General features: G+C 41.0%; 37 protein-coding genes. 10 read left to right on the top strand and 27 right to left on the bottom strand.

The annotated features are described in order from the left end of the window. Positions 1 to 49: 49 nt before the first annotated feature. The 6 genes from BKL49_RS07090 (at position 50) to BKL49_RS07065 (ending at position 5,519) form a co-directional block, all read left to right on the top strand. A complete protein-coding gene (locus tag BKL49_RS07090; protein WP_077423944.1) occupies positions 50 to 541 on the top strand; it encodes a TRAP transporter small permease in 492 nt (163 codons plus the stop codon). Further along, the gene (locus BKL49_RS07085) at positions 541 to 1,857 is read left to right on the top strand and encodes a TRAP transporter large permease (protein ID WP_077423942.1); all 1,317 of its coding nucleotides are present in this window, start codon (positions 541 to 543) and stop codon (positions 1,855 to 1,857) included. The genes BKL49_RS07090 and BKL49_RS07085 overlap by 1 nt, the downstream gene beginning before the upstream one ends. A gap of 104 nt (positions 1,858 to 1,961) precedes the next feature. After that, positions 1,962 to 2,756 carry a transcriptional regulator ExuR gene (gene exuR / locus BKL49_RS07080; protein ID WP_077423940.1) on the top strand — a complete coding sequence of 265 codons (795 nt, stop codon included), beginning with the start codon at positions 1,962 to 1,964 and terminating at the stop codon, positions 2,754 to 2,756. 194 nt (positions 2,757 to 2,950) lie between these two features. After that, positions 2,951 to 3,988 carry a methionine ABC transporter ATP-binding protein MetN gene (gene metN / locus BKL49_RS07075; protein WP_077423938.1) on the top strand — a complete coding sequence of 346 codons (1,038 nt, stop codon included), beginning with the start codon at positions 2,951 to 2,953 and terminating at the stop codon, positions 3,986 to 3,988. Beyond that, on the top strand, positions 3,978 to 4,670 hold the full coding sequence (locus BKL49_RS07070) for a methionine ABC transporter permease (protein WP_077423936.1): 693 nt from the start codon (positions 3,978 to 3,980) through the stop codon (positions 4,668 to 4,670). The genes metN and BKL49_RS07070 overlap by 11 nt, the downstream gene beginning before the upstream one ends. A 30-nt stretch (positions 4,671 to 4,700) precedes the next feature. Further along, on the top strand, positions 4,701 to 5,519 hold the full coding sequence (locus BKL49_RS07065; protein ID WP_077423934.1) for a MetQ/NlpA family lipoprotein: 819 nt from the start codon (positions 4,701 to 4,703) through the stop codon (positions 5,517 to 5,519). 353 nt (positions 5,520 to 5,872) lie between these two features. Here the strand turns inward: BKL49_RS07065 and rplQ are convergent, their stop codons facing one another. The 22 genes from rplQ to BKL49_RS06955 all read right to left on the bottom strand — a co-directional run bounded on the left by rplQ (position 5,873) and on the right by BKL49_RS06955 (position 17,065). Beyond that, a complete protein-coding gene (rplQ, locus tag BKL49_RS07060) occupies positions 5,873 to 6,253 on the bottom strand; it encodes a 50S ribosomal protein L17 (RefSeq protein WP_077423932.1) in 381 nt (126 codons plus the stop codon). A gap of 40 nt (positions 6,254 to 6,293) precedes the next feature. After that, positions 6,294 to 7,277: a DNA-directed RNA polymerase subunit alpha gene (locus BKL49_RS07055; protein WP_077423930.1), complete on the bottom strand. Its 984-nt coding sequence runs from the start codon at positions 7,275 to 7,277 to the stop codon at positions 6,294 to 6,296. 31 nt (positions 7,278 to 7,308) lie between these two features. After that, entirely contained in the window at positions 7,309 to 7,929 is a 621-nt protein-coding gene (gene rpsD, locus BKL49_RS07050) for a 30S ribosomal protein S4 (RefSeq protein ID WP_077423928.1), read from the bottom strand. 29 nt (positions 7,930 to 7,958) lie between these two features. Then, entirely contained in the window at positions 7,959 to 8,348 is a 390-nt protein-coding gene (gene rpsK, locus BKL49_RS07045; RefSeq protein WP_005543603.1) for a 30S ribosomal protein S11, read from the bottom strand. Positions 8,349 to 8,360: 12 nt separating this feature from the next. Beyond that, complete coding sequence (gene rpsM / locus BKL49_RS07040) at positions 8,361 to 8,717, bottom strand: 30S ribosomal protein S13 (protein ID WP_059366018.1); 357 nt, start codon at positions 8,715 to 8,717, stop codon at positions 8,361 to 8,363. Positions 8,718 to 8,854: 137 nt separating this feature from the next. Beyond that, a complete protein-coding gene (rpmJ, locus tag BKL49_RS07035; protein WP_005625868.1) occupies positions 8,855 to 8,968 on the bottom strand; it encodes a 50S ribosomal protein L36 in 114 nt (37 codons plus the stop codon). 29 nt (positions 8,969 to 8,997) lie between these two features. Continuing rightward, positions 8,998 to 10,323 (bottom strand): preprotein translocase subunit SecY, encoded by a 1,326-nt coding sequence (secY, locus tag BKL49_RS07030; protein ID WP_077423926.1) that lies wholly within the window; start codon positions 10,321 to 10,323, stop codon positions 8,998 to 9,000. A gap of 7 nt (positions 10,324 to 10,330) precedes the next feature. After that, positions 10,331 to 10,765, bottom strand: coding sequence for a 50S ribosomal protein L15 (gene rplO / locus BKL49_RS07025; protein WP_077423924.1), 435 nt, complete (start codon positions 10,763 to 10,765; stop codon positions 10,331 to 10,333). 3 nt (positions 10,766 to 10,768) lie between these two features. Beyond that, the gene (gene rpmD, locus BKL49_RS07020; protein WP_046339253.1) at positions 10,769 to 10,948 is read right to left on the bottom strand and encodes a 50S ribosomal protein L30; all 180 of its coding nucleotides are present in this window, start codon (positions 10,946 to 10,948) and stop codon (positions 10,769 to 10,771) included. Between the two features lie 6 nt (positions 10,949 to 10,954). Further along, positions 10,955 to 11,455, bottom strand: a complete 501-nt coding sequence (gene rpsE / locus BKL49_RS07015) for a 30S ribosomal protein S5 (RefSeq protein ID WP_005625871.1) — start codon at positions 11,453 to 11,455, stop codon at positions 10,955 to 10,957. Positions 11,456 to 11,469: 14 nt separating this feature from the next. Continuing rightward, the gene (gene rplR, locus BKL49_RS07010; protein WP_077423921.1) at positions 11,470 to 11,823 is read right to left on the bottom strand and encodes a 50S ribosomal protein L18; all 354 of its coding nucleotides are present in this window, start codon (positions 11,821 to 11,823) and stop codon (positions 11,470 to 11,472) included. 13 nt (positions 11,824 to 11,836) lie between these two features. Further along, entirely contained in the window at positions 11,837 to 12,370 is a 534-nt protein-coding gene (gene rplF, locus BKL49_RS07005) for a 50S ribosomal protein L6 (protein ID WP_077423919.1), read from the bottom strand. 15 nt (positions 12,371 to 12,385) lie between these two features. Beyond that, positions 12,386 to 12,778 (bottom strand): 30S ribosomal protein S8, encoded by a 393-nt coding sequence (rpsH, locus tag BKL49_RS07000; protein ID WP_018356925.1) that lies wholly within the window; start codon positions 12,776 to 12,778, stop codon positions 12,386 to 12,388. A gap of 35 nt (positions 12,779 to 12,813) precedes the next feature. Beyond that, complete coding sequence (rpsN, locus tag BKL49_RS06995; protein ID WP_005701877.1) at positions 12,814 to 13,119, bottom strand: 30S ribosomal protein S14; 306 nt, start codon at positions 13,117 to 13,119, stop codon at positions 12,814 to 12,816. A gap of 11 nt (positions 13,120 to 13,130) precedes the next feature. Further along, entirely contained in the window at positions 13,131 to 13,670 is a 540-nt protein-coding gene (gene rplE / locus BKL49_RS06990; protein ID WP_077423917.1) for a 50S ribosomal protein L5, read from the bottom strand. A 17-nt stretch (positions 13,671 to 13,687) separates the two neighbouring features. Beyond that, the gene (gene rplX / locus BKL49_RS06985; protein ID WP_077423915.1) at positions 13,688 to 13,999 is read right to left on the bottom strand and encodes a 50S ribosomal protein L24; all 312 of its coding nucleotides are present in this window, start codon (positions 13,997 to 13,999) and stop codon (positions 13,688 to 13,690) included. A gap of 13 nt (positions 14,000 to 14,012) precedes the next feature. Continuing rightward, positions 14,013 to 14,384, bottom strand: a complete 372-nt coding sequence (gene rplN, locus BKL49_RS06980) for a 50S ribosomal protein L14 (RefSeq protein WP_005548786.1) — start codon at positions 14,382 to 14,384, stop codon at positions 14,013 to 14,015. 161 nt (positions 14,385 to 14,545) lie between these two features. Beyond that, the gene (locus BKL49_RS06975; protein WP_077423913.1) at positions 14,546 to 14,833 is read right to left on the bottom strand and encodes a DsrH/TusB family sulfur relay protein; all 288 of its coding nucleotides are present in this window, start codon (positions 14,831 to 14,833) and stop codon (positions 14,546 to 14,548) included. Between the two features lie 10 nt (positions 14,834 to 14,843). Continuing rightward, positions 14,844 to 15,203, bottom strand: a complete 360-nt coding sequence (gene tusC / locus BKL49_RS06970; RefSeq protein ID WP_077423911.1) for a sulfurtransferase complex subunit TusC — start codon at positions 15,201 to 15,203, stop codon at positions 14,844 to 14,846. Continuing rightward, entirely contained in the window at positions 15,200 to 15,580 is a 381-nt protein-coding gene (gene tusD / locus BKL49_RS06965) for a sulfurtransferase complex subunit TusD (protein ID WP_077423909.1), read from the bottom strand. The genes tusC and tusD overlap by 4 nt, the downstream gene beginning before the upstream one ends. After that, positions 15,580 to 16,242 (bottom strand): helix-turn-helix transcriptional regulator, encoded by a 663-nt coding sequence (locus BKL49_RS06960; protein ID WP_077423907.1) that lies wholly within the window; start codon positions 16,240 to 16,242, stop codon positions 15,580 to 15,582. Before BKL49_RS06960 ends, tusD begins: the two co-directional genes overlap by 1 nt. A 100-nt stretch (positions 16,243 to 16,342) precedes the next feature. Next, positions 16,343 to 17,065, bottom strand: coding sequence for an FKBP-type peptidyl-prolyl cis-trans isomerase (locus BKL49_RS06955; protein WP_077423905.1), 723 nt, complete (start codon positions 17,063 to 17,065; stop codon positions 16,343 to 16,345). Between the two features lie 92 nt (positions 17,066 to 17,157). Between BKL49_RS06955 and BKL49_RS06950 the strand changes: the two genes are divergently transcribed. Beyond that, positions 17,158 to 17,379 (top strand): SlyX family protein, encoded by a 222-nt coding sequence (locus BKL49_RS06950; RefSeq protein WP_077423903.1) that lies wholly within the window; start codon positions 17,158 to 17,160, stop codon positions 17,377 to 17,379. Between the two features lie 46 nt (positions 17,380 to 17,425). Here BKL49_RS06950 and BKL49_RS06945 read toward each other — a convergent pair whose 3' ends face one another. From BKL49_RS06945 to BKL49_RS06935, 3 genes are read right to left on the bottom strand one after another with little or no spacing between them, the layout of a single operon-like run. Continuing rightward, positions 17,426 to 17,908 carry a hypothetical protein gene (locus tag BKL49_RS06945; RefSeq protein ID WP_077423901.1) on the bottom strand — a complete coding sequence of 161 codons (483 nt, stop codon included), beginning with the start codon at positions 17,906 to 17,908 and terminating at the stop codon, positions 17,426 to 17,428. 51 nt (positions 17,909 to 17,959) lie between these two features. Further along, complete coding sequence (locus BKL49_RS06940) at positions 17,960 to 19,369, bottom strand: multicopper oxidase domain-containing protein (RefSeq protein WP_077423899.1); 1,410 nt, start codon at positions 19,367 to 19,369, stop codon at positions 17,960 to 17,962. Then, positions 19,362 to 20,102, bottom strand: coding sequence for a 1-acylglycerol-3-phosphate O-acyltransferase (locus BKL49_RS06935; protein ID WP_077423897.1), 741 nt, complete (start codon positions 20,100 to 20,102; stop codon positions 19,362 to 19,364). Before BKL49_RS06935 ends, BKL49_RS06940 begins: the two co-directional genes overlap by 8 nt. Positions 20,103 to 20,187: 85 nt before the next feature. Here BKL49_RS06935 and lpxH point away from each other — a divergent pair, with 85 nt between their 5' ends. Continuing rightward, the gene (gene lpxH, locus BKL49_RS06930; protein WP_077423895.1) at positions 20,188 to 20,898 is read left to right on the top strand and encodes a UDP-2,3-diacylglucosamine diphosphatase; all 711 of its coding nucleotides are present in this window, start codon (positions 20,188 to 20,190) and stop codon (positions 20,896 to 20,898) included. 321 nt (positions 20,899 to 21,219) lie between these two features. Next, positions 21,220 to 21,765 (top strand): carboxymuconolactone decarboxylase family protein, encoded by a 546-nt coding sequence (locus BKL49_RS06925; RefSeq protein ID WP_077423893.1) that lies wholly within the window; start codon positions 21,220 to 21,222, stop codon positions 21,763 to 21,765. Positions 21,766 to 21,817: 52 nt separating this feature from the next. On the opposite strand, the gene BKL49_RS06920 is transcribed toward BKL49_RS06925, so the two are convergent. Together BKL49_RS06920 and BKL49_RS06915 are read right to left on the bottom strand one after the other, a co-directional pair. Further along, positions 21,818 to 22,360: a DUF924 family protein gene (locus tag BKL49_RS06920; protein ID WP_077423891.1), complete on the bottom strand. Its 543-nt coding sequence runs from the start codon at positions 22,358 to 22,360 to the stop codon at positions 21,818 to 21,820. A gap of 35 nt (positions 22,361 to 22,395) precedes the next feature. After that, positions 22,396 to 22,758 carry a hemocin immunity protein gene (locus tag BKL49_RS06915; RefSeq protein ID WP_244151970.1) on the bottom strand — a complete coding sequence of 121 codons (363 nt, stop codon included), beginning with the start codon at positions 22,756 to 22,758 and terminating at the stop codon, positions 22,396 to 22,398. A gap of 206 nt (positions 22,759 to 22,964) precedes the next feature. Between BKL49_RS06915 and purL the strand changes: the two genes are divergently transcribed. Then, entirely contained in the window at positions 22,965 to 26,858 is a 3,894-nt protein-coding gene (gene purL, locus BKL49_RS06910) for a phosphoribosylformylglycinamidine synthase (RefSeq protein ID WP_167367127.1), read from the top strand. Positions 26,859 to 26,901 lie beyond the last annotated feature (43 nt).

The following is a 26,901-nucleotide window of genomic DNA, read 5'->3' as shown; positions in this document are numbered from 1 at the left end:
TTTGTAGTGGAGAGATATTTGACTTATTTGAAAATTTGGAGCGTACGCTATGCAATTAGAAAAAATAAAAAAACCGGTAGATAAATTTATCTCGACATTCTCAATTATTGTGATGGTATTACTGGTTATTTGTGTTACTTGGCAAGTATTCAGCCGATATGTATTACATATACCAAGTACCGTCACCGATGAAATTGCCCGATTTAGTATGATCTGGGTAGGATTATTAGGGGCAGCTTACACTGTAGGTTTACAAAAACACCTTTCAATTGATTTGTTTACCCATAATCTAACCCACAAGAAAAAAGCCATTAGCAACATCTTCATCAATCTCTGCATTTTCACTTTTTCTCTAGGGGTAATGGTATTTGGAGGTTTCACGCTTATTGGAAATGTTTATGCCTCCGGACAAATCTCCCCCTCAATGCAAATCCCAATGGCTTATATCTACGTTGCCTTACCGTTAAGCGGAATATTAATGCTCTTTTATAGTGCATTATTTTTAATCGAGAATATTTTTTCCTTAAAGGAGAATAAATAATGGAATGGTTATTTTCTTGGGAATGGTTTGTTCCTTCCGTGATGTTTTTATCTTTCTTTGTTCTTGTCTTTTTAGGCATCCCGATTTCTTTTTCAATCGGTATAGCCACATTAGCCGCCGCCTCTTTTATGCTTCCTCCGGATACGGTGATGATTGTATCGGGACAAAAAATCGCAACAGGGCTTGATAGTTTTTCTTTATTAGCCATTCCGTTTTTTATTTTAGCCGGTTCATTAATGAATAGCGGTGGTATTGCAACCCGATTAATTAATTTCTCACAAGTTTTAGTAGGGCGAATTCCGGGTTCGCTAGGACACGTCAATGTGCTGGCAAATATGATGTTTGGTTCAATTTCCGGTTCAGCAGTAGCGGCTGCCGCGGCGGTAGGTGGCACAATGGCGCCATTACAAAAGAAAGCAGGGTATGATCCGTCTTATTCTGCAGCAATCAATGTTTCTTCTTGTATTACCGGATTATTAATTCCGCCCTCAAACGTTATGATTGTTTATGCACTAACGGCAGGCGGTATCTCAGTTGCAACTTTATTTATGGCAGGATATATCCCCGGAATTTTGATGGGGTTAGGGATTATGGTTGTCAATTATGTTATCTCTAAAAAAAGGCATTACCCCGTATCTGAAAAACCAACATTCGCAATGGTTATAAAATACGCGGTTGATGCAATTCCCAGTATGCTAATGGTCATCATTGTCATGGGCGGAATTTTGGGTGGCGTATTTACTGCAACCGAAGCCTCTGCGATTGCCGTAGTCTATACCTTCATCTTATCCGTTTTGATTTATCGTGAAATAAAATGGAAAGACTTACCCCGAATTATCTTGGATTCCGTTGTTACCACATCTATCGTGTTATTTTTAATTGGTGTGTCAGTGGCAATGTCTTGGGCAATGACAAATGCAGACATCCCATATATGGTAAATGATCTGCTCACAAGTCTGTCAGATAACTTAATTGTTATTTTATTCATCATCAATATCTTATTACTTGTTATTGGCATATTTATGGATATGACCCCGGCTGTGTTAATCTTTACCCCAATCTTCCTGCCTATTGTAAAAGAACTAGGAATGGATCCCGTTCATTTTGGTATTATGATGATTTTTAATCTTTGTATCGGTCTTTGTACCCCACCTGTCGGCAGTGCTTTATTTGTTGGTTGCTCTGTTTCCGGCGTTAAATTACAAGATCTCATAAAGCCAATGTTGCCATTCTTCATTGTGTTATTAGTCACGCTATTTTTAGTCACTTACGTGCCTCAACTTTCCTTATTTCTACCTAATCTGCTCGGATTATGATACCTCCACAACTTACCGGGTCTATCAAACCCGGTAAGTTGTATTACAAGAAGCATTAAGATCTATGTTATAATCTCGCATTATTTTTAACAGTAAAAAAAACTATGGAATGGTCTGATAATCAAAGGTTATATCAACAACTTGCACAAAAATTAAAGCAAAGCATTACTTCAGGAATATACAAAGTTGGAGAAAAACTCCCACCCGAGCGACTAATTTGTGAAGAAATGAACGTTAGTCGAACCGTTGTTCGTGAAGCTATCATTATGCTTGAAGTTGAAGGTTTTGTTGAAGTGAAAAAAGGTTCCGGTATTCACGTCATTTCATCCTCTCCGAAAACGCATACGGAATATTTAAATCAAAGTCGTGGTTTAGAATTTGCTGAATGTGGGCCTTTCGAGTTACTACAGGCAAGACAGCTCGTTGAACCCATTGTTGCTGAATTTGCAGCAAGTCAAGCCACAAAAGAAGATATTATTGAGTTAATGGAAATTCAAAAAAATGCCCGACAGGAAGATCGGTTTCGTGATTCAGAATGGGACTTTAAATTCCATTCAAAAATCGCGCAAATCACACGCAATAGTGCATTAATCACCATTGTGCAAGAAATGTGGCGTCAACGGGTACTTAATCCTTATTGGTTAAAATTACACGAACATATTGATGCAAAATCGATTGATAGTTGGTGTGAAGAACACGATGCCATCTTGAACGCCTTGAAAAATAAAGACTCACAAGCCGCTAAAATTGCTATGTGGACACACCTTGAACACACTAAACAAATGCTCTTTAATGGTGCAAATGATGATTTTGAAATTGATGTGGATAAATTTATGTTCTCTGAAAATCCGGTTGTTCACTTAACCGAGGCTATCTCAACATTAAATACAAAATCATAGGGAATGGAATGCCATATAAATCGCTTATATGGCAATCTTCCCCAAATGTCATCTCCTTCGCCTCATCAATTATACCCCTAACGACTAACCCATAATTAATCCGTCTAAAAAAGATTCCCCAACATATTGACACGGCGATCTAGACGTCTAGAATACCGAAACAGGTTTAAAAGCAATAAAGAACAAGGGCTTATATGATTAAGCTAAATAATATTACGAAGATTTTTGAGCTGCAGGGCAAGAAATTGACCGCACTTGATAACGTGTCGTTAAAAGTCGAGAAAGGTCAAATTTGTGGTGTCATTGGCGCATCCGGTGCAGGGAAAAGTACGTTAATTCGTTGTGTCAATTTGTTGGAGAAACCAAGCAGTGGTTCTGTCGTTGTTGACGGTATCGACCTCACCCAATTATCCAATCGTGAACTCATTCGCGCCCGCCGACAAATCGGGATGATTTTCCAGCATTTCAACCTATTAACCTCACGCACTGTCTTTGAGAATGTGGCATTACCGTTAGAATTAGAAGGTTTACCGAAAGCAAAAATTCAAGAAAAAATAACCGCACTTTTAACTCTCGTGGGGTTAAATGATAAACGTGATGCTTATCCGTCCAATCTTTCCGGCGGTCAAAAACAACGCGTGGCAATTGCACGTGCCTTGGCAAGCGATCCGAAAGTGTTGTTATGCGATGAAGCAACGAGCGCACTTGATCCAGCGACCACACAATCCATTCTAAAATTATTAAAAGAAATTAACCGCACTTTAGGTATCACCATTTTACTGATCACACACGAAATGGAAGTGGTGAAACAAATTTGTGATCAGGTGGCGGTGATTGATAAAGGCCGCTTAGTGGAGCAAGGTACGGTTGGTGAGATTTTCTCGAATCCGAAAACTCAACTGGCACAAGAATTTATCAGTTCAACATTTCACATTACGCTGCCTGATGAATATTTATCCAATCTTACCGATACACCAAAACACAGCAAGGCTTACCCTATCATTAAATTTGAATTTACCGGTCGCTCCGTGGATGCCCCTTTACTTTCACAGGCATCCAAAAAATTTGGCGTGGAACTCAGTATTCTTACTTCACAAATTGACTATGCCGGTGGAGTGAAATTTGGCTATACCATTGCAGAGGTGGAAGGTGATGAAGATGCCATCACTCAAACTAAAATTTATTTAATGGAAAACAATGTACGCGTGGAGGTTCTCGGTTATGTTCAATGATTTATTGACAATGCTTGGTCATCAATTTCCGGACCGATTTGCAAGCCTTCTCGCGGTTTCTACCCTTGAAACGGTGTATATGTCGGTCCTTTCAACCTTAATTGCGGTATTGCTCGGGTTACCCATCGGTTTTTTAACATTTTTAACAAATAAAAGGGCAATATTAGAAAATAAGAAACTTAACGCCTTTTTAAATATTATTATTAATATTGGTCGTTCTATTCCTTACATCATTTTGTTATTGGCACTCATTCCATTAACCAGCTGGCTGTTACCGGGCGGAAGTATTGGTTCTAATGCAGCAATTGTTTCATTAAGTGCGGCGGCAACCCCTTTCTTTGCCAGATTAACCAGTAATGCACTTTTTGAAATTCCCGCCGGACTAACCGAAACTGCCAAAGCAATGGGCGCAACCCATTGGCAAATTATTCGTAAATTCTATTTACCTGAATCGCTACCAACCATCATCAATGCTATCACACTTACTTTTGTGACGTTAATCGGTTACACCGCAATGGCAGGGACGCAAGGTGGTGGCGGATTAGGCAGTTTGGCGATTAACTACGGTGTATATCGTAATATGCCTTACGTAACTTGGGCGGCTACCATTGTGATTGTTGCAATTGTAATGATTAGCCAAAAACTTGGTGATACCCTTGCGAAACGGGTTGATCATCGTTAATCATTTCTTAAACTCACACAAGGAAACATTATGAAACTAAAAAATTTATTCGCAATCACGGCTATTGCCTCAGCGCTTGTTTTAACAGGTTGTAAAGATGACAAAAAAACTGAGACGGCTGGCTCAACTTCAATTAAAGTGGGTGTAATGGCAGGCCCTGAGCATCAAGTCGCAGAAACAGCAGCGAAAGTCGCCAAGGATAAATACAACTTGAATGTTGAGTTTGTTCTTTTCAATGATTATGCCTTACCAAATACAGCCGTATCTAAAGGCGATTTAGATGCCAACGCAATGCAACACAAACCTTATTTAGACGAAGATGCGAAAGCAAAAAATCTCGATAATTTAGTGATTGTCGGCAATACTTTCGTCTATCCATTAGCCGGCTATTCTAAAAAAATCAAGAATGTAAATGAATTACAAGAAGGGGCAAAAGTGGTTGTTCCAAATGATCCGAGCAATCGTGGTCGCGCATTGATTCTTCTTGAAAAACAAGGGCTAATTAAATTAAAAGATGCTAATAATCTGCTTTCAACCGTATTAGACATTGCTGAAAATCCTAAAAATCTGAAAATTTCAGAAGTCGATACTTCTGTTGCCGCGCGTGCATTGGATGATGTGGATTTAGCCGTAGTCAATAATACTTATGCGGGTCAGGTAGGCTTAAATGCTCAAGACAATGGCGTTTTTGTGGAAGACAAAGATTCCCCATATGTAAATATCATTGTTGCCCGTACGGATAATAAAGATAGCAAAGCAATCCAAGATTTTGTGAAAGCATATCAAACAGAAGAAGTATATGAAGAAGCAAAAAAACACTTTAAAGACGGTGTTGTAAAAGGCTGGTAATTTCAACCGCACTTTAGATCTTTTCATATTAAGCCCCTAGTTAGTGATTAACTAATTAGGGGCTTAATTTTTGGATACGACACCTAATGACTATTTAAAGGTAGCTTATATTCACAATGAGATCATTAGGCATAATTTTAAAGTTAGCGTAGAAATTAACAATGAAATTTAAATAGGTTCACTATCGTTTTTTACATTGAGATTTCCTAATTTCAATTAAGGGCAAGCTGGAAGGAAAAGGAAAAGGAAAAGGAAAAGGAAAAGGAAAAGGAAAAGGAAAAGGAAAAGGAAAAGCAATAATCAATAAAAAAGCCAATAGTAACAACTATTGGCTTTTATTTTTTTATAAATAATTATTCAGCTGCTTCTGCAACTTCAGGGCGATCAACTAACTCAATATAAGCCATTGGTGCATTATCGCCTGCACGGAAACCACATTTCAAGATACGGGTGTAACCACCTGCACGTTGAGCAAAACGTGGACCTAATTCATTGAATAACTTCGCAACAGTTTCGATGTTACGGGTACGAGCGAATGCTAAACGACGGTTTGCAACGCTATCTTCTTTTGCTAATGTAATTAACGGCTCAACTACACGACGTAATTCTTTAGCTTTAGGCAAAGTAGTTTTGATAATTTCGTGACTAACTAAAGCACTTGCTAAATTACGGAACATCGCTTGGCGATGACTACTATTACGGTTTAGTTGACGACCACTCTTACGATGGCGCATGATCTTATCCTTCTCAGAAAAATCTTAACCTATGACCAAACTAGTCTTCAGCAATACTTGCTGGTGGCCAATTTTCAAGGCGCATACCAAGTGACAAGCCTCTAGAAGCAAGCACATCCTTAATTTCAGTAAGCGATTTCTTACCAAGATTAGGTGTTTTTAATAACTCAACTTCTGTACGTTGAACTAAGTCACCGATATAGTGAATTGTTTCTGCTTTCAAACAGTTAGCAGAACGAACTGTCAACTCTAAGTCATCAACAGGACGTAATAAAATCGGATCAAACTCCGGTTTTTCTTCCTTGACTTCTGGTTGACGAACATCACGCAAATCAACGAATGCATCAAGTTGCTCTGCTAAGATTGTTGCTGCACGACGAATTGCTTCTTCAGGATCCAACGTACCGTTTGTCTCTAACTCAATAACCAATTTATCTAAGTCTGTACGCTGTTCAACACGTGCTGCCAAAACATTATAGGAAATGCGTTCGACAGGGCTGTAACAAGCATCTACAAGTAAACGACCAATAGGACGCTCATCTTCTTGAGTACGGGCTGAAGCCGGAACATATCCTCTACCTCTTTGGACACGAATACGCATATTAATAGATACGTTTTCATCCGTTAGATGACAAATTACGTGATCCGGATTTACAATTTCAACATCGTCATCGTGAACGATGTCCGCTGCAACAACAGGGCCAATTCCAGATTTATTTAGCGTCAGAATAACATCATTTTTATTCTGTACTTTAACCGCTAGACCTTTAAGGTTTAAAAGGACATCTTGAATATCTTCGTGAATACCTTCCTTACTACTGTATTCATGCAATACACCTTCAATCTCAACTTCAGTTACCGCACAACCCGGCATTGAAGATAGAAGGATACGACGTAATGCATTACCTAAAGTATGACCAAAGCCACGTTCTAACGGTTCAAGGATCACCTTAGCATGAGTTGGGCTAATTTGCTCAATATCTACTAAGCGTGGTTTTAAAAATTCTGTAACAGAACCCTGCATTTTATCCTCTCTCTAGTTTTAAGCTTAACTATTATTTAGAGTAAAGCTCAACGATCAGATGTTCGTTAATGTCTGCTGATAAATCAGAACGCTCAGGAACACGCTTAAACACACCTTCCATTTTTGCAGAATCAACTTCCAACCAAGTTGGTTTTTCTCTTTGTTCTGCTAATTCTAAAGATGCTTTAATACGTGCTTGTTTTTTGGATTTCTCACGAACAGCAATAACATCATTAACTGAAACTTGGAAAGATGGAATGTTAACAACACGACCATTTACAACAATCGCTTTATGACTCACTAATTGACGAGCCTCTGCACGAGTTGCAGCAAATCCCATGCGATAAACAACGTTATCCAATCTACCTTCTAGTAACACAAGTAGATTCTCACCGGTGTTACCTTTTAAACGGTTTGCTTCTTTATAGTAGTTACGGAATTGACGCTCTAAAATACCATAGATACGACGAACTTTTTGTTTTTCACGTAATTGACTACCATAGTCAGACAAACGCGGTTTACGAGCCCCATGTTGACCTGGTGCTGTATCAATTTTACATTTTGAATCAATCGCACGCACGCCTGATTTAAGGAATAAATCAGTGCCTTCACGACGGCTGAGCTTGAGTTTAGGACCCAAATATCTTGCCATTTTCTTTCTCCAACTATCCTATTACGCCATTAAACACGACGTTTTTTCGGTGGACGACAACCGTTATGAGGAATCGGAGTCACATCAGTAATATTCGTGATACGAAAACCCGCTGCATTCAATGCACGGATTGTTGATTCACGACCCGGCCCCGGACCTTTAACCATAACTTCCAAGTTCTTTAAGCCGAATTCTTTAACGATTTCAGCACAACGCTCTGCTGCAACTTGTGCAGCGAATGGAGTTGATTTGCGAGAACCACGGAAACCTGAACCACCTGCAGTTGCCCATGCTAGAGCGTTGCCTTGGCGGTCGGTAATAGTAACGATTGTATTATTGAAAGATGCGTGAATATGTGCAACGCCATCTACAACTTGTTTTTTTACACGTTTACGTGCACGAACTGGTGTTTTAGCCATTATTTACCCCGACTATTTTTTGATCGGCTTACGAGGACCCTTACGGGTACGCGCATTAGTTTTAGTACGTTGACCACGTACCGGTAAACTACGACGATGACGTAAACCACGGTAACAACCTAAGTCTAATAGACGTTTGATGTTTAGTGTCACTTCACGACGTAAGTCACCCTCAACGGTAAATTTACCAACTTCGTCACGCAGTTTGTCAATCTGCTCTTCAGACAATTCTCTGATCTTGACATCTTCAGCAATACCCGCAGCAGCACAGATAGCTTTTGAACGAGTCTTACCGATACCATAAATTGCAGTTAACGCAATTACAGTATGTTTATGATCAGGAATGTTAATGCCTGCAATACGGGCCACTATGCACTCCTATTTTTAATTAATTGGCAAACTGATCTTGAAAAGCCCGTTTTCAGGATACTCAAACAGAATGCCAAGGACATAAATGAGCTGAGCAGTATAACTGCTCAACTGGTTCTTTGCAAGAAAATTATCAATTAACCTTGACGTTGTTTATGTTTAGGGTCACTGCATAATACACGCACAACACCTTCACGTTTAACAATTTTACAGTTACGACACATTTTCTTTACGGAAGCACGAACTTTCATTGCTTATCCTTTCTATGTTAGATGGACAATTACTGTCCTAAACCCTTAAGGTTTGCTTTTTTCAACGCAGATTCATATTGAGACGACATTAAGTGACTCTGAACTTGCACGATGAAATCCATAATTACAACGACAACGATTAAAAGAGATGTACCACCGAAATAAAACTTCACATCCCAAGCCGATGTCATAATATAAGGGACTAAACACACAAACGTTACATAAAGACCACCAATCAAAGTTAGGCGAGTCATTACTTTATCAATGTAACGAGATGTTTGTTCACCCGGTCTAATTCCTGGAATAAATGCACCAGATTTCTTTAAATTATCTGCCGTATCACGCGGGTTATACTGCATCCCCGTATAGAAGAAACTGAAGAAGATAATTGCTATTGCATAAACAAGTAAATACAAAGGCTGTCCGGGATTCAACAACATTGATAAATTATTTAACCATTCAAATTTATCATTTTGACCAAACCATTGCGTTAACGTAGCCGGAAATAAAATAATGCTTGAAGCAAAAATTGCAGGCATTACATTTGCCATATTAACTTTTAATGGTAAGTGTGTTGAGTGTCCACCTAAAATCTGACGACCTTGTTGACGTTTAGCATACTCAATTCTAATCCGACGTTGTCCTCTTTCTACGAAAACAACAAAATAAGTCACTGCAAAAACAATCGCAGCAATCAGTAAAAGAACCAATGGATGCATTTGCCCTTGACGAGCCTGTTCAATTGTTTGCAATATTGCTGAAGGTAAACCGGCCACAATACCACCAAAAACAAGAATTGAAATACCATTTCCAATTCCTCTTTCTGTAATTTGTTCACCTAACCACATCAGAAACACAGTACCGGTTACTAGACTTACTACAGAAGTAAAATAAAAACTGAATCCCGCATTTGGAACCAGTCCAGGTAGCATATTTGGTAAACCTGTAGAAATAGCAACAGCTTGGATCGTCGCAAAAACCACAGTAGCATAACGTGTATACTTTGTAATTTTTCTTTGACCTGCCGCACCTTCCTTCTTCAACTCAGCTAATGCAGGGGAAACCGTTGCTAACAACTGAATCACAATAGATGCCGAGATGTATGGCATAATACCTAATGCGAGAATTGAAGCTCGGCTTAATGCACCACCAGAGAACATATTAAACATATCAATGATGGTGCCTTTTTGCTGTTCAACTAATTGCGCAAGTACGGCTGCATCAATACCAGGAACCGGAATAAAGGAACCAATACGATAAATAATCAGTGCACCCAAAACAAAAAGTAATCTACTTCTCAGTTCACTTTTACCACTATTAGTACTTCTGGTTTGATAACCTGGTTGTTTAGCCATCTGCTAATTATTCCTCAACTGAACCGCCAGCAGCTTCAATAGCTGCTTTTGCGCCTTTAGTCACGCCTAGACCACGAACTGTAACTGCAGACTTCACTTCACCAGCCAAAATAACTTTAGCAAATTGAATATCTTTAGTTAAAACATTCGCTGCTTTTAAGGTTTCTAAAGTTACCACATTACCTTCTACTTTAGTTAATTCATTCAAACGAACTTCTGCTGTTACAGCAGCCTTCATTGATGTAAAACCAAATTTCGGTAAACGACGGTATAAAGGCATTTGACCACCCTCGAAACCGCGACGAACACCGCCTCCAGTACGAGATTTTTGACCTTTATGGCCACGACCACCAGTCTTGCCTAATCCTGAACCAATACCACGGCCAAGGCGTTTAGCACTATGCTTCGCACCTTCAGCCGGAGATAGAGTATTTAAACGCATCTCTTACTCCTCCACTTTAACCATGTATGAAACTTGGTTAATCATACCACGTACTGCAGGCGTATCAATTAACTCAACAGTGTGGTGCATATGGCGAAGACCAAGACCACGCAAGGTAGCTTTATGCTTCGGTAAACGAGCAATTGCGCTACGAACTTGTGTTACTTTAATAGTTTTAGCCATAATAAATTACCCCAAAATTTCATCAACAGTTTTACCGCGTTTCGCAGCAACCATTTCTGGTGATTTCATATTTGCTAATGCATCAATAGTTGCACGAACAACGTTGATTGGGTTTGTAGAACCATACGCTTTAGAAAGAACGTTACGTACACCGGCAACTTCTAAAACCGCACGCATTGCACCACCTGCGATGATACCTGTACCTTCACTGGCAGGTTGCATAAATACGCGGGAACCGGTATGAACACCTTTAACCGGGTGTTGTAATGTACCTTCATTTAAAGCAACATTAATCATATTGCGACGTGCTTTTTCCATCGCTTTTTGGATCGCTGCCGGAACTTCGCGTGCTTTACCATAACCAAAACCTACGCGACCGTTACCATCACCTACTACGGTTAACGCAGTAAAGCTCATAATACGACCACCTTTTACAGTTTTTGATACACGGTTTACTGCGATTAGCTTCTCTTGCAGTTCACCAACTTGTTTTTCGATGTTTGACATCTCAATTTACCTCATTAGAACTGTAGACCAGCTTCACGAGCAGCGTCCGCTAAAGTTTGGACACGACCATGATATTTAAAACCGGAACGATCAAACGCAACCGCTTGAATACCTTTTGCTAATGCACGTTCTGCAACGGTTTTTCCAACTACTGCAGCGGCATCTTTGTTGCCGGTGTATTTTACTTGCTCACGAATTGCTTTCTCAACAGTTGAAGCAGCGGCAAGCACTTCTGAACCGTTTGGTGCAATAACTTGTGCATAGATATGACGTGGAGTACGGTGAATAACCAAACGGGTTACACCCTGCTCTCTCATCATATGACGTGCACGAGCTGCACGACGGATACGAGCTGATTTCTTATCCATAGTGTTACCTTAATTATTTCTTCTTAGCCTCTTTAATACGTACTACTTCATCAGAGTAACGTACCCCTTTACCTTTATAAGGCTCAGGACGGCGATAAGCACGAATATCTGCTGCAACTTGACCGATTAACTGTTTATCTGCACCTTTCAATACAATCTCGGTTTGAGAAGGGCATTCAGCAGTAATACCTGCCGGTAAAGTATGCTCAACCGGGTGAGAGTAACCTAAACTTAATGCAACAACATTGCCTTTAAGTTGAGCTCTGTAACCAACACCGACTAATACTAATTTCTTCGTGAAGCCTTCTGTAACGCCGATAACCATTGCATTAATCAACGCACGTGCTGTACCTGATTGTGCATTTGCTTCAACAAAACCTTCACGAGGTGAGAAAGTTAGTTGACCGTTATCGTGTTTAACTTCAACTGAGTTATGAATTGTGCGAGATAACTCGCCATTTTTACCTTTTACTGTTAATAGCTGACCGTCGAGTTTAACATCAACGCCGGCAGGAATATTAACAGGTGCTTTTGCAACACGAGACATTTTCCTACCTCTCTATTAAGCTACATAACAGATGATCTCACCGCCTAGGCCCGCTTGACGAGCTGCACGGTCAGTCATAACACCTTTAGATGTAGAAACAACAGCAACACCTAAACCGCCCATAACTTTTGGTAATTCATCTTTACGTTTGTAAATACGAAGACCGGGACGGCTTACACGTTGGATACTTTCTACAACCGGTTTGCCCTGGAAATATTTTAAAGTAATTTCCAATTCAGGTTTTACACCTTCTAAAACTTTAACGCTTTCGATATAACCTTCAGCAGCTAATACATTGGCGATTGCCACTTTTAGCTTGGATGAAGGCATACTGATCGCAACTTTGTTCGCAGCTTGACCGTTACGAATACGGGTCAACATATCTGCGATTGGATCTTGCATACTCATTGTACTTTTTCTCCGATTCCAAAATAAAGTGGTTATTACCAGCTAGCTTTTTTAAGGCCTGGAATTTCACCGCGCATCGCAGCTTCACGAACCTTAATACGGCTTAAACCAAACTTACGAAGAACGCCATGAGGACGTCCGGTTTGGCGGCAACGGTTACGTTGACGAGACGGGCTTGAATCACGTGGTAAAGTTTGTAACTTTAACACTGCATTCCAACGATCTTCATCAGAGGCATTTACATCAGAAATGATTTTTTTCAACTCTACACGTTTTGCATAGAATTTTTCAGCCAATTTAACGCGTTTTACATCGCGTGCTTTCATTGATTGTTTAGCCATTATAACCTGCCTTATTTACGGAATGGGAAATTAAAGGCAGCAAGTAGTGCTTGACCTTCTTCATCATTCTTAGCAGTAGTTGTGATAGTGATATCTAAACCACGAACACGATCTACTTTATCGTAATCGATTTCAGGGAAGATGATTTGTTCACGCACACCCATGCTGTAGTTACCACGACCATCAAATGATTTCGCACTTAAACCGCGGAAGTCACGAATACGTGGAACAGCAATTGTAATTAAACGTTCAAAGAACTCCCACATACGCTCACCGCGTAGTGTTACTTTACAACCGATTGGATATCCCTGACGGATTTTAAAGCCGGCAACAGATTTACGAGCTTTAGTTACTAAAGGTTTTTGACCGCTAATTGCTGTTAAATCCGCTACTGCGTTGTCTAGCAATTTTTTGTCGGTCAATGCTTCACCCACACCCATATTCAGGGTAATCTTTTCGATTCGTGGGACTTGCATGACAGATTTGTAGCCGAATTTATTTTTTAATTCGCTTACTACTTGATCTCTGTAGTAATCATGCAGTTTCGCCATCGCATTACTCCAGTTTGTTAGATAATTTCATTGTTAGATTTAAAGAAACGGACTTTTTTGCCGTCTTCAAATCTAAAACCTACACGGTCAGCTTTGTTTGTTTTCGGGTTGAAAATTGCAACATTTGAAGCATCAATTGCCGCTTCTTTTTTCACTAAACCGCCGGCTTTACCTAATGCAGGAACCGGTTTTTCGTGTTTAGTGATAATGTTGACACCTTCAACAAACACTTTACCATTTGGTAACACTTTAGTTACCTTACCACGCTTGCCTTTATCTTTACCGGCAAGCACAATTACTTCATCGTTTTGACGAATTTTTGCAGCCATTTCTCACTTCTCCTTACAGTACTTCTGGTGCCAAAGAAATGATCTTCATAAACTTCTCAGAACGAAGTTCACGAGTCACCGGTCCAAAAATACGAGTACCGATAGGTTGCTCTGTGTTATTGTTTAAAATGACACAAGCGTTACCATCGAAGCGAATGACTGATCCATCTGGGCGACGAACACCCTTCTTGGTGCGCACAACAACTGCTTTTAACACATCACCTTTTTTTACTTTACCGCGTGGAATTGCTTCTTTCACAGTAATTTTGATGATGTCGCCAATTGCAGCATAACGACGGTGCGATCCACCTAGAACCTTGATACACATTACGCTGCGAGCGCCTGAATTATCAGCAACATCCAGCATAGTCTGTTCTTGGATCATATTAGTGCTCCGTTAAGTTTAAAAAAACACCCTTTCGGGACGAACCTACTTACATAAGATAGATGTAAGAGGGTGCGGAATATAGCATAATGCCCTAGGCAAATCAATAAGATTTTATGCGAAAATCCTAGTTAAGAAAAGGAATAGGGGGAGAGGATTATTTATAACGCCATTTGTGGGAAAAATTGCTCGCTAATCGTCACTAAATCCGCCAAAGACACCAGTTGTACTTGGCTTTCTTTGGATAAAAGTGCGGTCAAATTTCTTGCTGAAATATCTTGCTCTAAGGCAAAGCAATGTCCTTTGCAATGCTGAAAAAGTTGAGGGAATTTTATCGCCAACAATACGCCATCTTGCCAAAGTAGCACTGCATCATTTTCTGTGACAGTGCGAAGATAATTAACCAATTCATCCTTGTCATAAACGGCTTGAGAAAAACAATAAAGCATCTTTAATTCCTTAAAACGTCAGCAATTTTTCGGCTTGATTTAACTTCGCCATCAACAAAGTACGGTCAATTTTTTCGGCGGATAAAACCAATTCATTTTCGGTTATACCGAATTTTTCCAACGAATCTTGGCACACAAAGCGTTGATTAATGTCATATAAATCCAAGAGTTTGAAGGTACGAACAAAATCTTTCTGTAATAACCGTTCCGGTTGCTGTCCATTTAATAGATTGAGTACACCGTCATCCACAAAAAAAACACCGATATCCTGCTCATCACAAAAAGCCGTTGCCGCCAATAGTGCGTCTAATCCTTCTCTTGTCTTGGATGAACCGTGCGGTGCAGAACGAAATAAAAAAGCAATTTTCATAATGTGATCACTCTATCCGCTTTTAATGTTGCCGCAATAAATTCACCTAAACCGGCAATCACAAACCCCTCTGCCAAATTGACCTCTCCTTCGCATTTTGCCGTGGTTTGATCCACCACGCCACGGCGTTGGGAAGCCGCCACGCACAAATGCAACGGAATATGATAAGTTTGAGAAAGCCTTTGCCAACGTTGCTGTAAATTCACTTCATCATTAGCAGGATAAACAAACCCGTTCCCATTGCTCACGCCCTCTTGAAAGAAAAAAATTTGCGTGATGCAATGCCCTTTTTCAACCAAGGCTTCAGCAAATTGATAAGCAAGATAAGCACTTTGCTTACCGTAAATCGGGCTTTTTACTGCAAGTACGTAGTTCATTATTCCTGCTCTTGCTTAATTTGACGAATATAAAGATAAACAGTGTGACGGGAAATATTCAAACGTTCCGCGACTAAATTGATGGCATCTTTAATATCAAAAATGCCCTTTTCATAAAGAGAAATCACAATTTGACGATTTTTATTATTATTCGCCAGTGAACGATCCACATTGACTTCTTCAATGGTTTTTTCAATCGTCTGCGACACCAAATCTTCAACAGAACTGGCAAAATTCACCGTGGAGGTTTCATCGCTTTCAACGGTCGGCATAAGGGCTTGAATAAATTGTGAAATCGGTGCATCCAAATTAATATTAATGCAAAGTAACCCTATCATTCGCTGATTTTTATTGCGAATTGCAATGGTCACCGACTTCATCAATACATTACCTTTCGCGCGGGTAAAATAAGGTTTTGAGACGTTTTCACTCTGCATATTACGTAAAGAACGTAAAGCAAAATCGGTAATGGGCGATCCCACTTGGCGATTTGTGTTATGTCCGTTGGCAATACGGATTGCAGAATGTTCAATATCTTCTAAAGAATGTAAAACAATCTCGCAATGCTCCCCGATAAGCGCACTGACGCCATCCACCACGGCATAGTAAGAATTTAGAATTGTGCGATCTTCATCCGTGAAAATATGCTTATCCTGTAACATAAATAGGTTCCAAATCTATGCTAAAAATAACCGCACTTTTGGTGCTGAAAATGAACAAAAAAGCACAAGCCAACGCCTGTGCTTTGATCGAATAAATAAATTATTTTGCTTTAGGATTAACGTCTAACACTTCCACTTCAAAATAAAGGGTCGCATTAGGTGGAATAGAAGCTCCTGCACCTTGTTTGCCATAAGCCAATTCCGGTGGAAGCACCAATTCAATTTTACCGCCTTTTTTGACTAACTGAAGCCCTTCCGTCCAACCTTTGACCACTTGATTTAAACGAAACTCCGCTGGCTGACCACGCTCAACAGAGCTGTCGAACACCTCACCATTTGGCAATTTACCGGTGTAATGCACCTTCACGGTATCTGTCGGCTTAATTGTTTCGCCTTTACCGGCTTCAACCACGCGATACAACAAACCGGATTTTGTTGTTTTCACGCCGTCTTTTTTAGCGAAATCGGCACGATATTTATCCCCTTCCGCTTGTGCTTTTTGAGCAAGTTCTTTTGCTTTCGCCTGTTCTTGGGCAATCATTTTTTGCTCAAATTTTTCTAAAGTTTTGCCTAATTCACCAATTTTTTCTTCGTTCAAATCACCTTTCAACACATCGGCAACGGCTTTATTCACTTGGCTTTCGTTTAATTTTATGCCACCTTGTTCCGCCATTAATTTTGCTTGTGTCATTGAATAAGCGGTTAATGCGTAAGAAACATCATCATTAAATTTAGCATCGGCTTTTTCATCGGCAAAAACACTGCCGGAAATGACCGCACTTACCATCAATGCCGCAAATGATAACTTTTGAATTTTTAACATTTTTTATTAATCCTTTATAATAGAAAAGTGCCGGATAGATTAAATCGGATTTAACCTATTCTCAACTTTTTTTTAAAATTTAGAGAAAAATTATGCAAATTCAACAAATGTTAGAAAATCGCATTGCCGAACTTGAAACAAAAGTCGCATTTCAAGAACAGCTTTTAGAGGAATTGAACCAAGCATTAGTTCAACAACAATTTGATATGGATAAAATGCAAATGCAATTACGTTACATTGCAGGCAAATTAAAAGATTTTCAACCCTCCAATATTGCCAGCCAAGCCGAGGAAACGCCTCCCCCCCATTACTAATAAAAAGGGATAATAACATTCTGCTATTATCCCTTTTTGTTAATGATTACTTCACCACACTAAATGACATTGGTTTATAGAATTTATTCATCACTTGAACCTGTAACGTATATTTGCCGATTGGATCTTGTTCATCAAAACGCCAACAGTTGCCCACGATTTTGCCCTGATTGGCACTTTCTAAAGAAGTTTGAATCACATTGGTTTTACGCCCGTCAGAACTTGACACCTTCGCCCCTTTTGCAACAATCGTTTGTTTTTCCGGCGCTTTCATTGTTTCAATCACATTCACCTTTTTGCTAAACGAACCCTGCACCGCCCAACAAAGTTGAAGATTGGGGTTGCTACGGGAAACTTGCGTAGTATTCAGATCCGTCAAAAGCCCTTTTGAGGCATCAAATACAGACAAATAAATTTCCGGCGTATTTGATTTTTGCATCTTTGCCTTATCCGCTTCTTTTGCCACCACAACATTCGCACCGCTTAATAAAAACGCTGCCACCGACACTAAACCTAAGTATTTTTTCATTCTATTTCCTTAAAATAATTGTGATTAAATTTTTATAAAAATGACCGCACTTTACTGCACGATCAGCACACCAATACAGCCCATATCCGCCAACATTAAGTTGGACGAACCAAAAATAAAGGGATAAGTATTGGAAGAGGGCTTTTCAAAACGCACTAAAATTTGCGTTTTTCCTCTCACCCAAACCGTATCTTTCCACGCCAACTCATTTTCTTCCGGCGCCCCCTGTTCATTGCTTTCTACAATAAATTTTGCCCCTTGAATACTAAAGCCAACCGGTAAAGAAGCGGTTAAAATCCAACGTTCTATCGTTCCTTGTTTCGCCACCACATCCACACGGCGTGGATCAAAACGTTTTTGATTAATTAAGCCGTTGGTCACGTCTAATACAAATTCACGTTCTTGCACCACATTTGCTTTCAGCATTGCAACCGCATCTGTCTCAAACCGAACATCCATTTTTTGTGCAAATGCCGAAAATTCGCCTTGAGGACGTAACTCAAGCACGGTGTTATCCGCCAGCTCCCCTTCGGAAGAAAACACGTTTTTGATGGTATCGAAAATGCCCCGTTTATGTCCGGTGATAAGGGATACGCCCTCGCCTTCCGTTAAATTAATTAAAATTTCCGTACGTTCGCCCGGCGCTAACACGAAAGATTTCACCACTTTGCCTTGAGGTAAAAAACCGAGATCTTTGGCGATAATCATTATTTCTTGATCATTATTCAACCGTAAATCATAAGCCCGTGCCAACGATGCATTCACCAAACGCAAACGCACCCAACCTCGCGGCACCTCCAAATAAGGGGCTTCCAAACCATTCACCAATAAGCGGTTTCCCACAAAGTGCGGTTGATTTTGTTTGAATAATTGCAAGCCATCACCGTTCAATTCCATATCCTGCAAAATGAGCGGTATATCATCCACACCATATTTACGTGGAAGAGGCGATTTCAAACTTTGCTCATCCTCAATCAACCACATTCCCACCAGCCCACGATAAGTCTGATAAGCAGAATTTGCCAAAGTGGCGGAACGATACCAACAGGTTGTGGCAGGTTGTTCAATCGGCACAATCGGCGACCAAGATTCCCCTTTTTTCAACACCCGAGCCGCCCCACCAAATAATTCGCCGGATGCTTGCAATCCCTGAATGGAAAGGGAAACGTGCTGCGGTAAATTATTGTGATAATTTAATTTTGCAAAGCTACCTGATTTAATTTTAATGGTCGGGCCTAAATAATTACCGTTGAATCCCCACACACTCACCTGATGTTTACCGTCTAATTTGTAGCCCATTTCTTCCATCGTCAAAATTATCGGGCGACCACGGCGAACCTCAATTAACGGCGGTACAACCAATTTCGGGCGGGAGGCAGCCAATAATGGTGATGGCACGGCGGCAAGTGCGGTGGAAATTACCGTTGTTTTTAACAACTGACGGCGGGAAAATTTAGGCATTTTGGCTTTCCTTTTCGGCTTGAGCAATTTCCGCATCTAATTCCGCAATGCGTTTTTCCATCAAGTCGTGGCAATATATCGCCAGATCACGCACCGTCTCTTTGCTATAACCGGTCGTATCAATCGGTTCCATCATTTCACAAATCACTTTGCCATTATGCCAACGGTTTAAATTGATTTTATTATGGGTTGTCGAACACACCACCGGAATAATGGGTACGCCTGCCGCCACTGCCGCATAAAACGCCCCCGTTTTGAACGGCAATAACCCACGCCCACGGCTGCGTGTACCTTCCGGAAACATCCAAACGGAAAGGTTATCTTTATGAATACGTTCTGATAACTGCGTCATTGTGCTATGTGCTTTGGCGCGATTTTCACGATCAAGAAAAATGTTGCCCGTTACCCAATACAAAATGCCAAAAAACGGAATCCAAATCAGACTTTTCTTCCCAACACTTACCGTTCTAGGCTGCACCATATAAGAAATGGTAACCATATCGTAGTTATTTTGGTGATTACCGATATAAATCGCACGCCCAAGATTTTCTTTATGTGGCGGAAAACGATGTTCCACCTGCAATCCGAAAAGCGGATACAAACGCCCGAACCAACGTGCCACCACGCCTACATTACTTGGATTTTTAAAACGAATAAAAGAATAAATCGTGCCAAGCACGCAAATAAGGATACAACAAATCGTGATAATAATAATTCGAGCCGCTTTTAACATATCAATCCCTGAGAGAAAATTTCGGCGAAGTATAGCAAATATGAAGGGATTTTGTGCTAATCTAAACAAAAATTACGGAATTTTTATGAAAAAAACCTATTTCATCGCCGACCTTCATCTTAGCGAAACGCAACCCAAATTGACCGCACTTTTCCTCGATTTTATGCAAAATCTCGCCCCAAATGCGGAACGGATTTACATTCTCGGTGATTTATTTGATTTTTGGATTGGGGATGATGAGCAATCGGCGTTAATCGAACAAGTCAAATGTGCCATCAAAAACGTGACCGAAAAAGGTATCCCGTGCTATTTTATTCACGGGAATCGGGATTTCTTAATCGGCAACGGTTTTGCAAAAGAAACCGGCATCATTTTACTGCCGGACTATCAAGTCATCGAACTTTACGGCACGCCCACCCTGCTTTGCCACGGCGATACACTCTGCACCGATGATGTGAAATATCAACAATTTCGCCAAAAAGTGCATCAAAAATGGCGACAATGGCTGTTTCTCCATTTACCTTTAAAAGTGCGGTTAAAAATCGCCGAGAAAATTCGAGCCAAAAGCAAACGGGATAAAATGCACAAATCCAATGAAATTATGGATGTCAATCTTCCTTTTACACAACAAACAATGCGTCAATTTAATGTTCCGCAGTTAATTCACGGACATACCCACCGCGAGGCAATTCATCAATACGAAAACCAAAAACGCATTGTGCTTGGCGATTGGCGAACCGATTACGCCTCCATATTGGTCGCAGAAGAAAAAAGAGAATGTTATTTTCTCAAATGATACGACCAAGTGCGGTCAAAATCCTGATGATTTTTCTGTATTGTCGCGTACCAATAATGCGGCTCGAAGGAACGTCGCGCTCGTGTCCTTATCAACACCCCAAACAATTGCAATAAATTAACAACAAGGACGCCGGCGTGGGGCGTCTCTACCAATCACGTTACGTTATCTTTGTGCGTTTGCTACATAATGCCGTTATTTTCAACCGCACTTTATAACTTTTTCATCTATCAAATAGCCTTTATTTCTTTCCCTCATCTAAAACACTCACATAATATCTACCTAAACAAATAACTTTAGCAACCTATACAGGAGAACTTTATGTCACAATTCACCATTCACACTATTGAAAGCGCACCTGAAGCAACAAAAGAAGCATTAAATGCAGTAAAAAATGCGAATGGATTTATTCCCAATCTTATCGGTGTATTAGCCAATGCCCCAACCGCTTTAGAAACCTACCGTACAGTGGGCGGTATTAATGGCAGAAACAGTCTCACCCCAACAGAACGTGAAGTAATACAGATTACAGCAGCCGTGGTCAATGGTTGCGGTTTCTGCGTGGCGGGACACACAAAAATTGCATTAAAAGCATTAAAACTGGAAGAAGAATTAGTTAATCAAATCCGTGCAACGGCACGCATTGAAAGCGATCACAAACTTGATATCTTGGCACGCTTCACCCTTGCCGTGATATTACAAAAAGCCAAGCTAACAGAGGCTCAGTTACAAACTTTCTTTAAAGCGGGTTACACTCAAGAACACGCCATTGATGTGATTCTCGGCATAAGTCTTGCCACATTATGTAACTATGTCAATAACCTTGCGGAAACACCGATTAATCCGGAATTGCAACCTTTCGCTTAATTCATAAGGGAACAATAGCAAAGTTTAAACTTTACTATTTTCACATTTGGCTTTAAAAGCTCGAACCGGGTTGGGTTAAAAATTCAATTTCTTCTGCGGTGCTTTCTCGTCCAAGCACTTCGTTACGATGTGGATAACGCCCAAAGCGATCGATAATGACTTTATGCTTTAATTCAAAATCTAAGGTTTCCGGCGGGCAATATTTTTCAAATAAACGGGCGGCTTCAGCGTGAATAACTTTGCTTTCACTGTGCATTAGCGGCATCAACATAAAATGGCGTTCACTTACCGTCATCAAAGGAAATTCCGGCTGTTTAATGGCTTCCTGCGTCAATGCCACCGCCATATTGTCTTGTGCAAATGCCAAAGGGCTATTGCGGTGTAAATTGCGGGAAAATTGATCCAACACGATAATTTCAGCCAAACGCCCTTTTAGGCTTTCACGCCAATGACTTAATTCCGCCTGTGCCGCCTGTTGCCATACGGCATAAAATTGTTCCCGAATTTGGCGATCAAATTCCTCACTTTTAGCGAACCAAAAGGGTTTTGTCTGCTCGCTAAACCAAAAATCCAATACCGATTGATAAGACATCATTTGCTCCATTTATACCGTTAAAAGGAATAATTGTTTTATATAAACAGCCCATTAGAATAACAGTTAGTTATATAAAATTCTATATCATCCTTGTCATAGCCCAATAGTCTTCCTATTTCTCTTTCTACCATAGGATTAAATTCCCCTGCCGCTTCTTTTAGTAGTTCCACTAAGTAGTTTACATCCTTTATGTATTTGTCTTTATAGATTATATTATAGGAAAAGGGATTCTTTAATTCATCTACTGGATTAACTACTCTAAGTTTAAATATATTATTTTCTAAATAAGGCAAAAAACTTTCCGGAATATCATAATCACTATAAAAAAGTGCTATATTTTTTTGATTATTTAACATTAATTCCAATTCTTTACCCTCATGAGGTCCGATAACAGCCATTAGTTTGTTTTCCTTTTAGTTACTGAGTTCCATAAAAATAAAATTACTTGTATCAACGCCAACATATTCATATATTATAGAAAATCCAATTAATATCGAAACAAATTTATTCCCTAAAAACCACCACGCAATCGTTTTCGTTTTCTGTGTTTTCCTTTATAATGGCGCGCAATTTTTACTTCCATTCAGACTCAAAGGGAATCCTTATGTTTCAAATTTTCCGCGGCTCTCCTGCCCTTTCCGAATTCCGTATTAATGGCTTAATGCAAAAATTCCGACAAAATGATGTGCCGGTCAAATCCGTCTATGCGGAATATGTGCATTTTGTGGAACTCAACACGGCACTTTCCACCGAGCAGGAAAGCAAATTGAAAGCCCTGCTCCATTACGGCCCAACCTTGGCAGAACACGAAGCAAAAGGCGAAACCTTTATTGTGATTCCTCGTATCGGCACAATTTCTTCTTGGTCATCAAAGGCAACGGATATTGCCCATAATTGTGGTTTGAAAGAAGTGGAACGTATTGAACGGGGATTGGCGTATTATTTTGAATTTAGCCAACCTTTGAATGAAAAAACGCAAGAAAAATTGACCGCACTTTTGCACGACCGAATGATGGAAACCGTGGTGCGTGAAGCAAAAGAGGTGGAAATCTTATTCCGTCATCAAGCCCCAAAACCTTTCACCACAGTGGATATTTTAAATGGCGGTCGTCAAGCCTTAGAAAGGGCAAATATTGAATTAGGCTTGGCACTGGCGGAAGATGAAATTGATTATTTGGTGGACAATTTCACCGCCCTTGGACGTAACCCAAACGATATTGAACTCTATATGTTCGCCCAAGCCAACTCAGAACATTGTCGCCATAAAATCTTTAACGCCGATTGGATAATTGATGGTGAAAAACAAGATAAATCCTTGTTTAAAATGATCAAAAACACCTTTGAGAAAACACCTGATTTCGTGCTTTCCGCTTATAAAGATAATGCGGCAGTTATGGAAGGTTCAAAAGTCGGGCGTTTCTTTGCCGATCAAGACGGACAATACCGTTACCACAATGAAGATACCCACATTTTAATGAAAGTGGAAACCCACAATCACCCGACCGCCATTTCGCCTTTTCCGGGGGCGGCAACCGGTTCCGGCGGTGAAATTCGTGATGAAGGTGCAACCGGTCGTGGGGCAAAACCAAAAGCCGGTTTAACCGGTTTTTCCGTCTCAAACCTTATGATTCCAAACTTTGAGCAACCTTGGGAAAATCCGCTTTCTAAACCAAACCGCATTGCTTCAGCCCTCGATATTATGATTGAAGGCCCATTGGGTGGGGCGGCATTCAACAATGAATTTGGTCGTCCGGCATTGCTCGGTTATTTCCGCACTTATGAAGAAAAAGTAAACAGTTTCAATGGCGAAGAAGTGCGTGGCTATCATAAACCCATTATGCTTGCCGGCGGAATTGGCAATATCCGCGCCGAACACGTGCAAAAAGGCGACATTCCTGTCGGTGCAAAACTCATTGTCTTAGGCGGTGCCGCAATGAATATCGGTTTAGGCGGTGGCGCGGCATCCTCAATGGATAGCGGCAAATCAAAAGAAGATTTGGATTTTGCTTCCGTTCAACGTGAAAACCCTGAAATGGAACGCCGTTGCCAAGAGGTGATCGATCGCTGTTGGCAACTTGGCGAAGACAACCCGATTTTATTTATCCACGATGTGGGGGCAGGCGGCTTATCCAACGCAATGCCGGAATTGGTACACGATGGCGAACGTGGCGGCAAATTCGATTTACGTTCCATTCTTTGTGATGAAAAAGGGATGTCGCCACTTGAAATTTGGTGCAACGAATCGCAAGAACGCTACGTTTTAGCCGTAGCACCGGAAAAACTTGAATTATTTACCGCACTTTGTGAGCGTGAGCGTGCGCCATTCGCGGTGATTGGCGAAGCGACCGAAGAAAAACATTTAACTTTGCACGATAGCCATTTCAATAATAATCCGATTGATTTACCGATGAATGTGCTACTCGGTAAAACCCCGAAAATGACCCGCAATGTACAATCAAGTGCGGTTGAAAATCCCCGTGTTTTACAAGAAGGGATTGAACTAAAAGAAGCCCTTCACCGTGTATTACGCTTGCCGGTCGTGGCAGAAAAAACCTTCTTAATTACCATTGGCGATCGCTCCGTTACCGGTATGGTCGCACGTGATCAAATGGTCGGGCCGTGGCAAATTCCGGTCTCGGATGTGGCTGTTACCACCGCAAGTCTTGATAGCTATCACGGTGAAGCAATGGCAATGGGCGAACGTGCGCCTGTCGCCTTACTTGATTTTGGTGCTTCCGCACGTTTGGCGGTTGCCGAATCCATTACCAACATTGCCGGCACCAATATTGGCGAGATTAAACGCATTAAACTTTCCGCAAACTGGATGTCTGCCGCAGGCCACTGCGGTGAAGATGCCGGTCTTTACGAAGCCGTAAAAGCGGTGGGGGAAGAACTTTGTCCGGCATTGGGTCTTACCATTCCGGTGGGGAAAGATTCAATGTCAATGAAAACTACTTGGCAGGAAAATGGCGAACAAAAAACGGTAACCGCCCCTCTTTCTTTAGTGATCAGTGCATTTGCACGCGTGGAAGATGTGCGTAAAACCGTCACACCGCAACTTCGCACCGATAAAGGCGTATCCCGCCTACTCTTCATTGATTTGGGCGAAGGAAAAAATCGCCTTGGGGCGACCGCCCTTGCTCAAGTTTACAAACAACTTGGCGATAAACCTGCCGATGTGGTGAACGTAGCGACATTGAAAAATTTCTTCAATGCAATGCAATCTCTTGTGGCGGCACGTAAATTATTGGCTTATCACGACCGCTCAGACGGCGGTTTAATCACCACCTTGGCAGAAATGGCATTCGCCGGTAACTGTGGTGTGGAAGTGGATATTTCCGCATTAGGCGACAATGATCTTGCCGTATTATTCAACGAAGAATTGGGGGCAGTGATTCAAGTTGCCGAGGGCGAATTAAGTGCCGTGCGTGATATCTTACAAGCCCACGATTTATTGCCAATCACACACGAAATCGGTGCGGTTATCACCGATGATCGCATTGAAATCGCACGCGGCAACCAAAAATTACTCAGCGAAAAACGTTCGGCATTGCGTGGAATTTGGGCCGAACTCACCCACCAAATGCAACGTTTACGTGATAATCCTGAATGTGCCGATGAAGAATTTGAAGCGAAAAAAGATCCAACCAACAAAGGCTTATCAGCATTCTTAACTTATCACCCAAATGAAGATATTGCCGCCCCTTACATTGCCAAAGGGGCAAAACCAAAAGTCGCCGTATTGCGTGAACAAGGCGTAAACAGCCACGTAGAAATGGCAGCCGCCTTTGACCGTGCAGGCTTTGCGGCAATTGATGTACATATGAGCGATTTAATGGCAGGTCGCTATAACTTAAATGACTTTAATGCAATGGTTGCCTGCGGAGGATTCTCTTATGGGGATGTACTCGGTGCAGGTGGTGGCTGGGCAAAATCCATTTTATTCAACCCACAATTACGCGATCAATTCAGCCAATTCTTCGCCAATGAAAATACCCTTTCACTCGGTGTATGTAACGGCTGTCAATTTATCTCAAACCTTGCAGAAATTATCCCGGGGGCGGAAAACTGGCCTCGTTTCGTTCGTAACAAATCCGAACGCTTTGAAGCCCGTGCCGCAATGGTGAAAATTAACGATACCTCCTCCCTCTGGTTTCAAGGTATGGCGGGATCACATATGCCAATCGCCGTATCACACGGGGAAGGGCGGGTGGAATTTAAAACACCGGAAAATTTGACCGCACTTCAAGCACAAAACTTAATCGTTGCACAATACATTGATAGCCATTTGAAGGTTACCGAAACTTATCCGGCAAACCCAAACGGCTCGGCATTGGGCATCACCGCAATCACCAACACTGACGGCCGCATTGCTGCAATGATGCCTCATCCGGAGCGGGTATTCCGTGCTGTCTCTAACTCTTGGTATCCGGAAGAGTGGAGCGAAGACGGTGCTTGGATGAGATTATTTAGAAATGCAAGAATAGTGTTGAAATAGCGATGAATATAACGAAAAAAGCAACAACCCAAAAGGCTGTTGC

Origin of the sequence: Rodentibacter myodis (assembly GCF_001999305.1) — a bacterium.
Lineage (GTDB): Bacteria > Pseudomonadota > Gammaproteobacteria > Enterobacterales > Pasteurellaceae > Rodentibacter > Rodentibacter myodis.
Note: the sequence above shows the minus strand (reverse complement) of the source record. Positions and strands in the feature narration are given on the sequence as shown.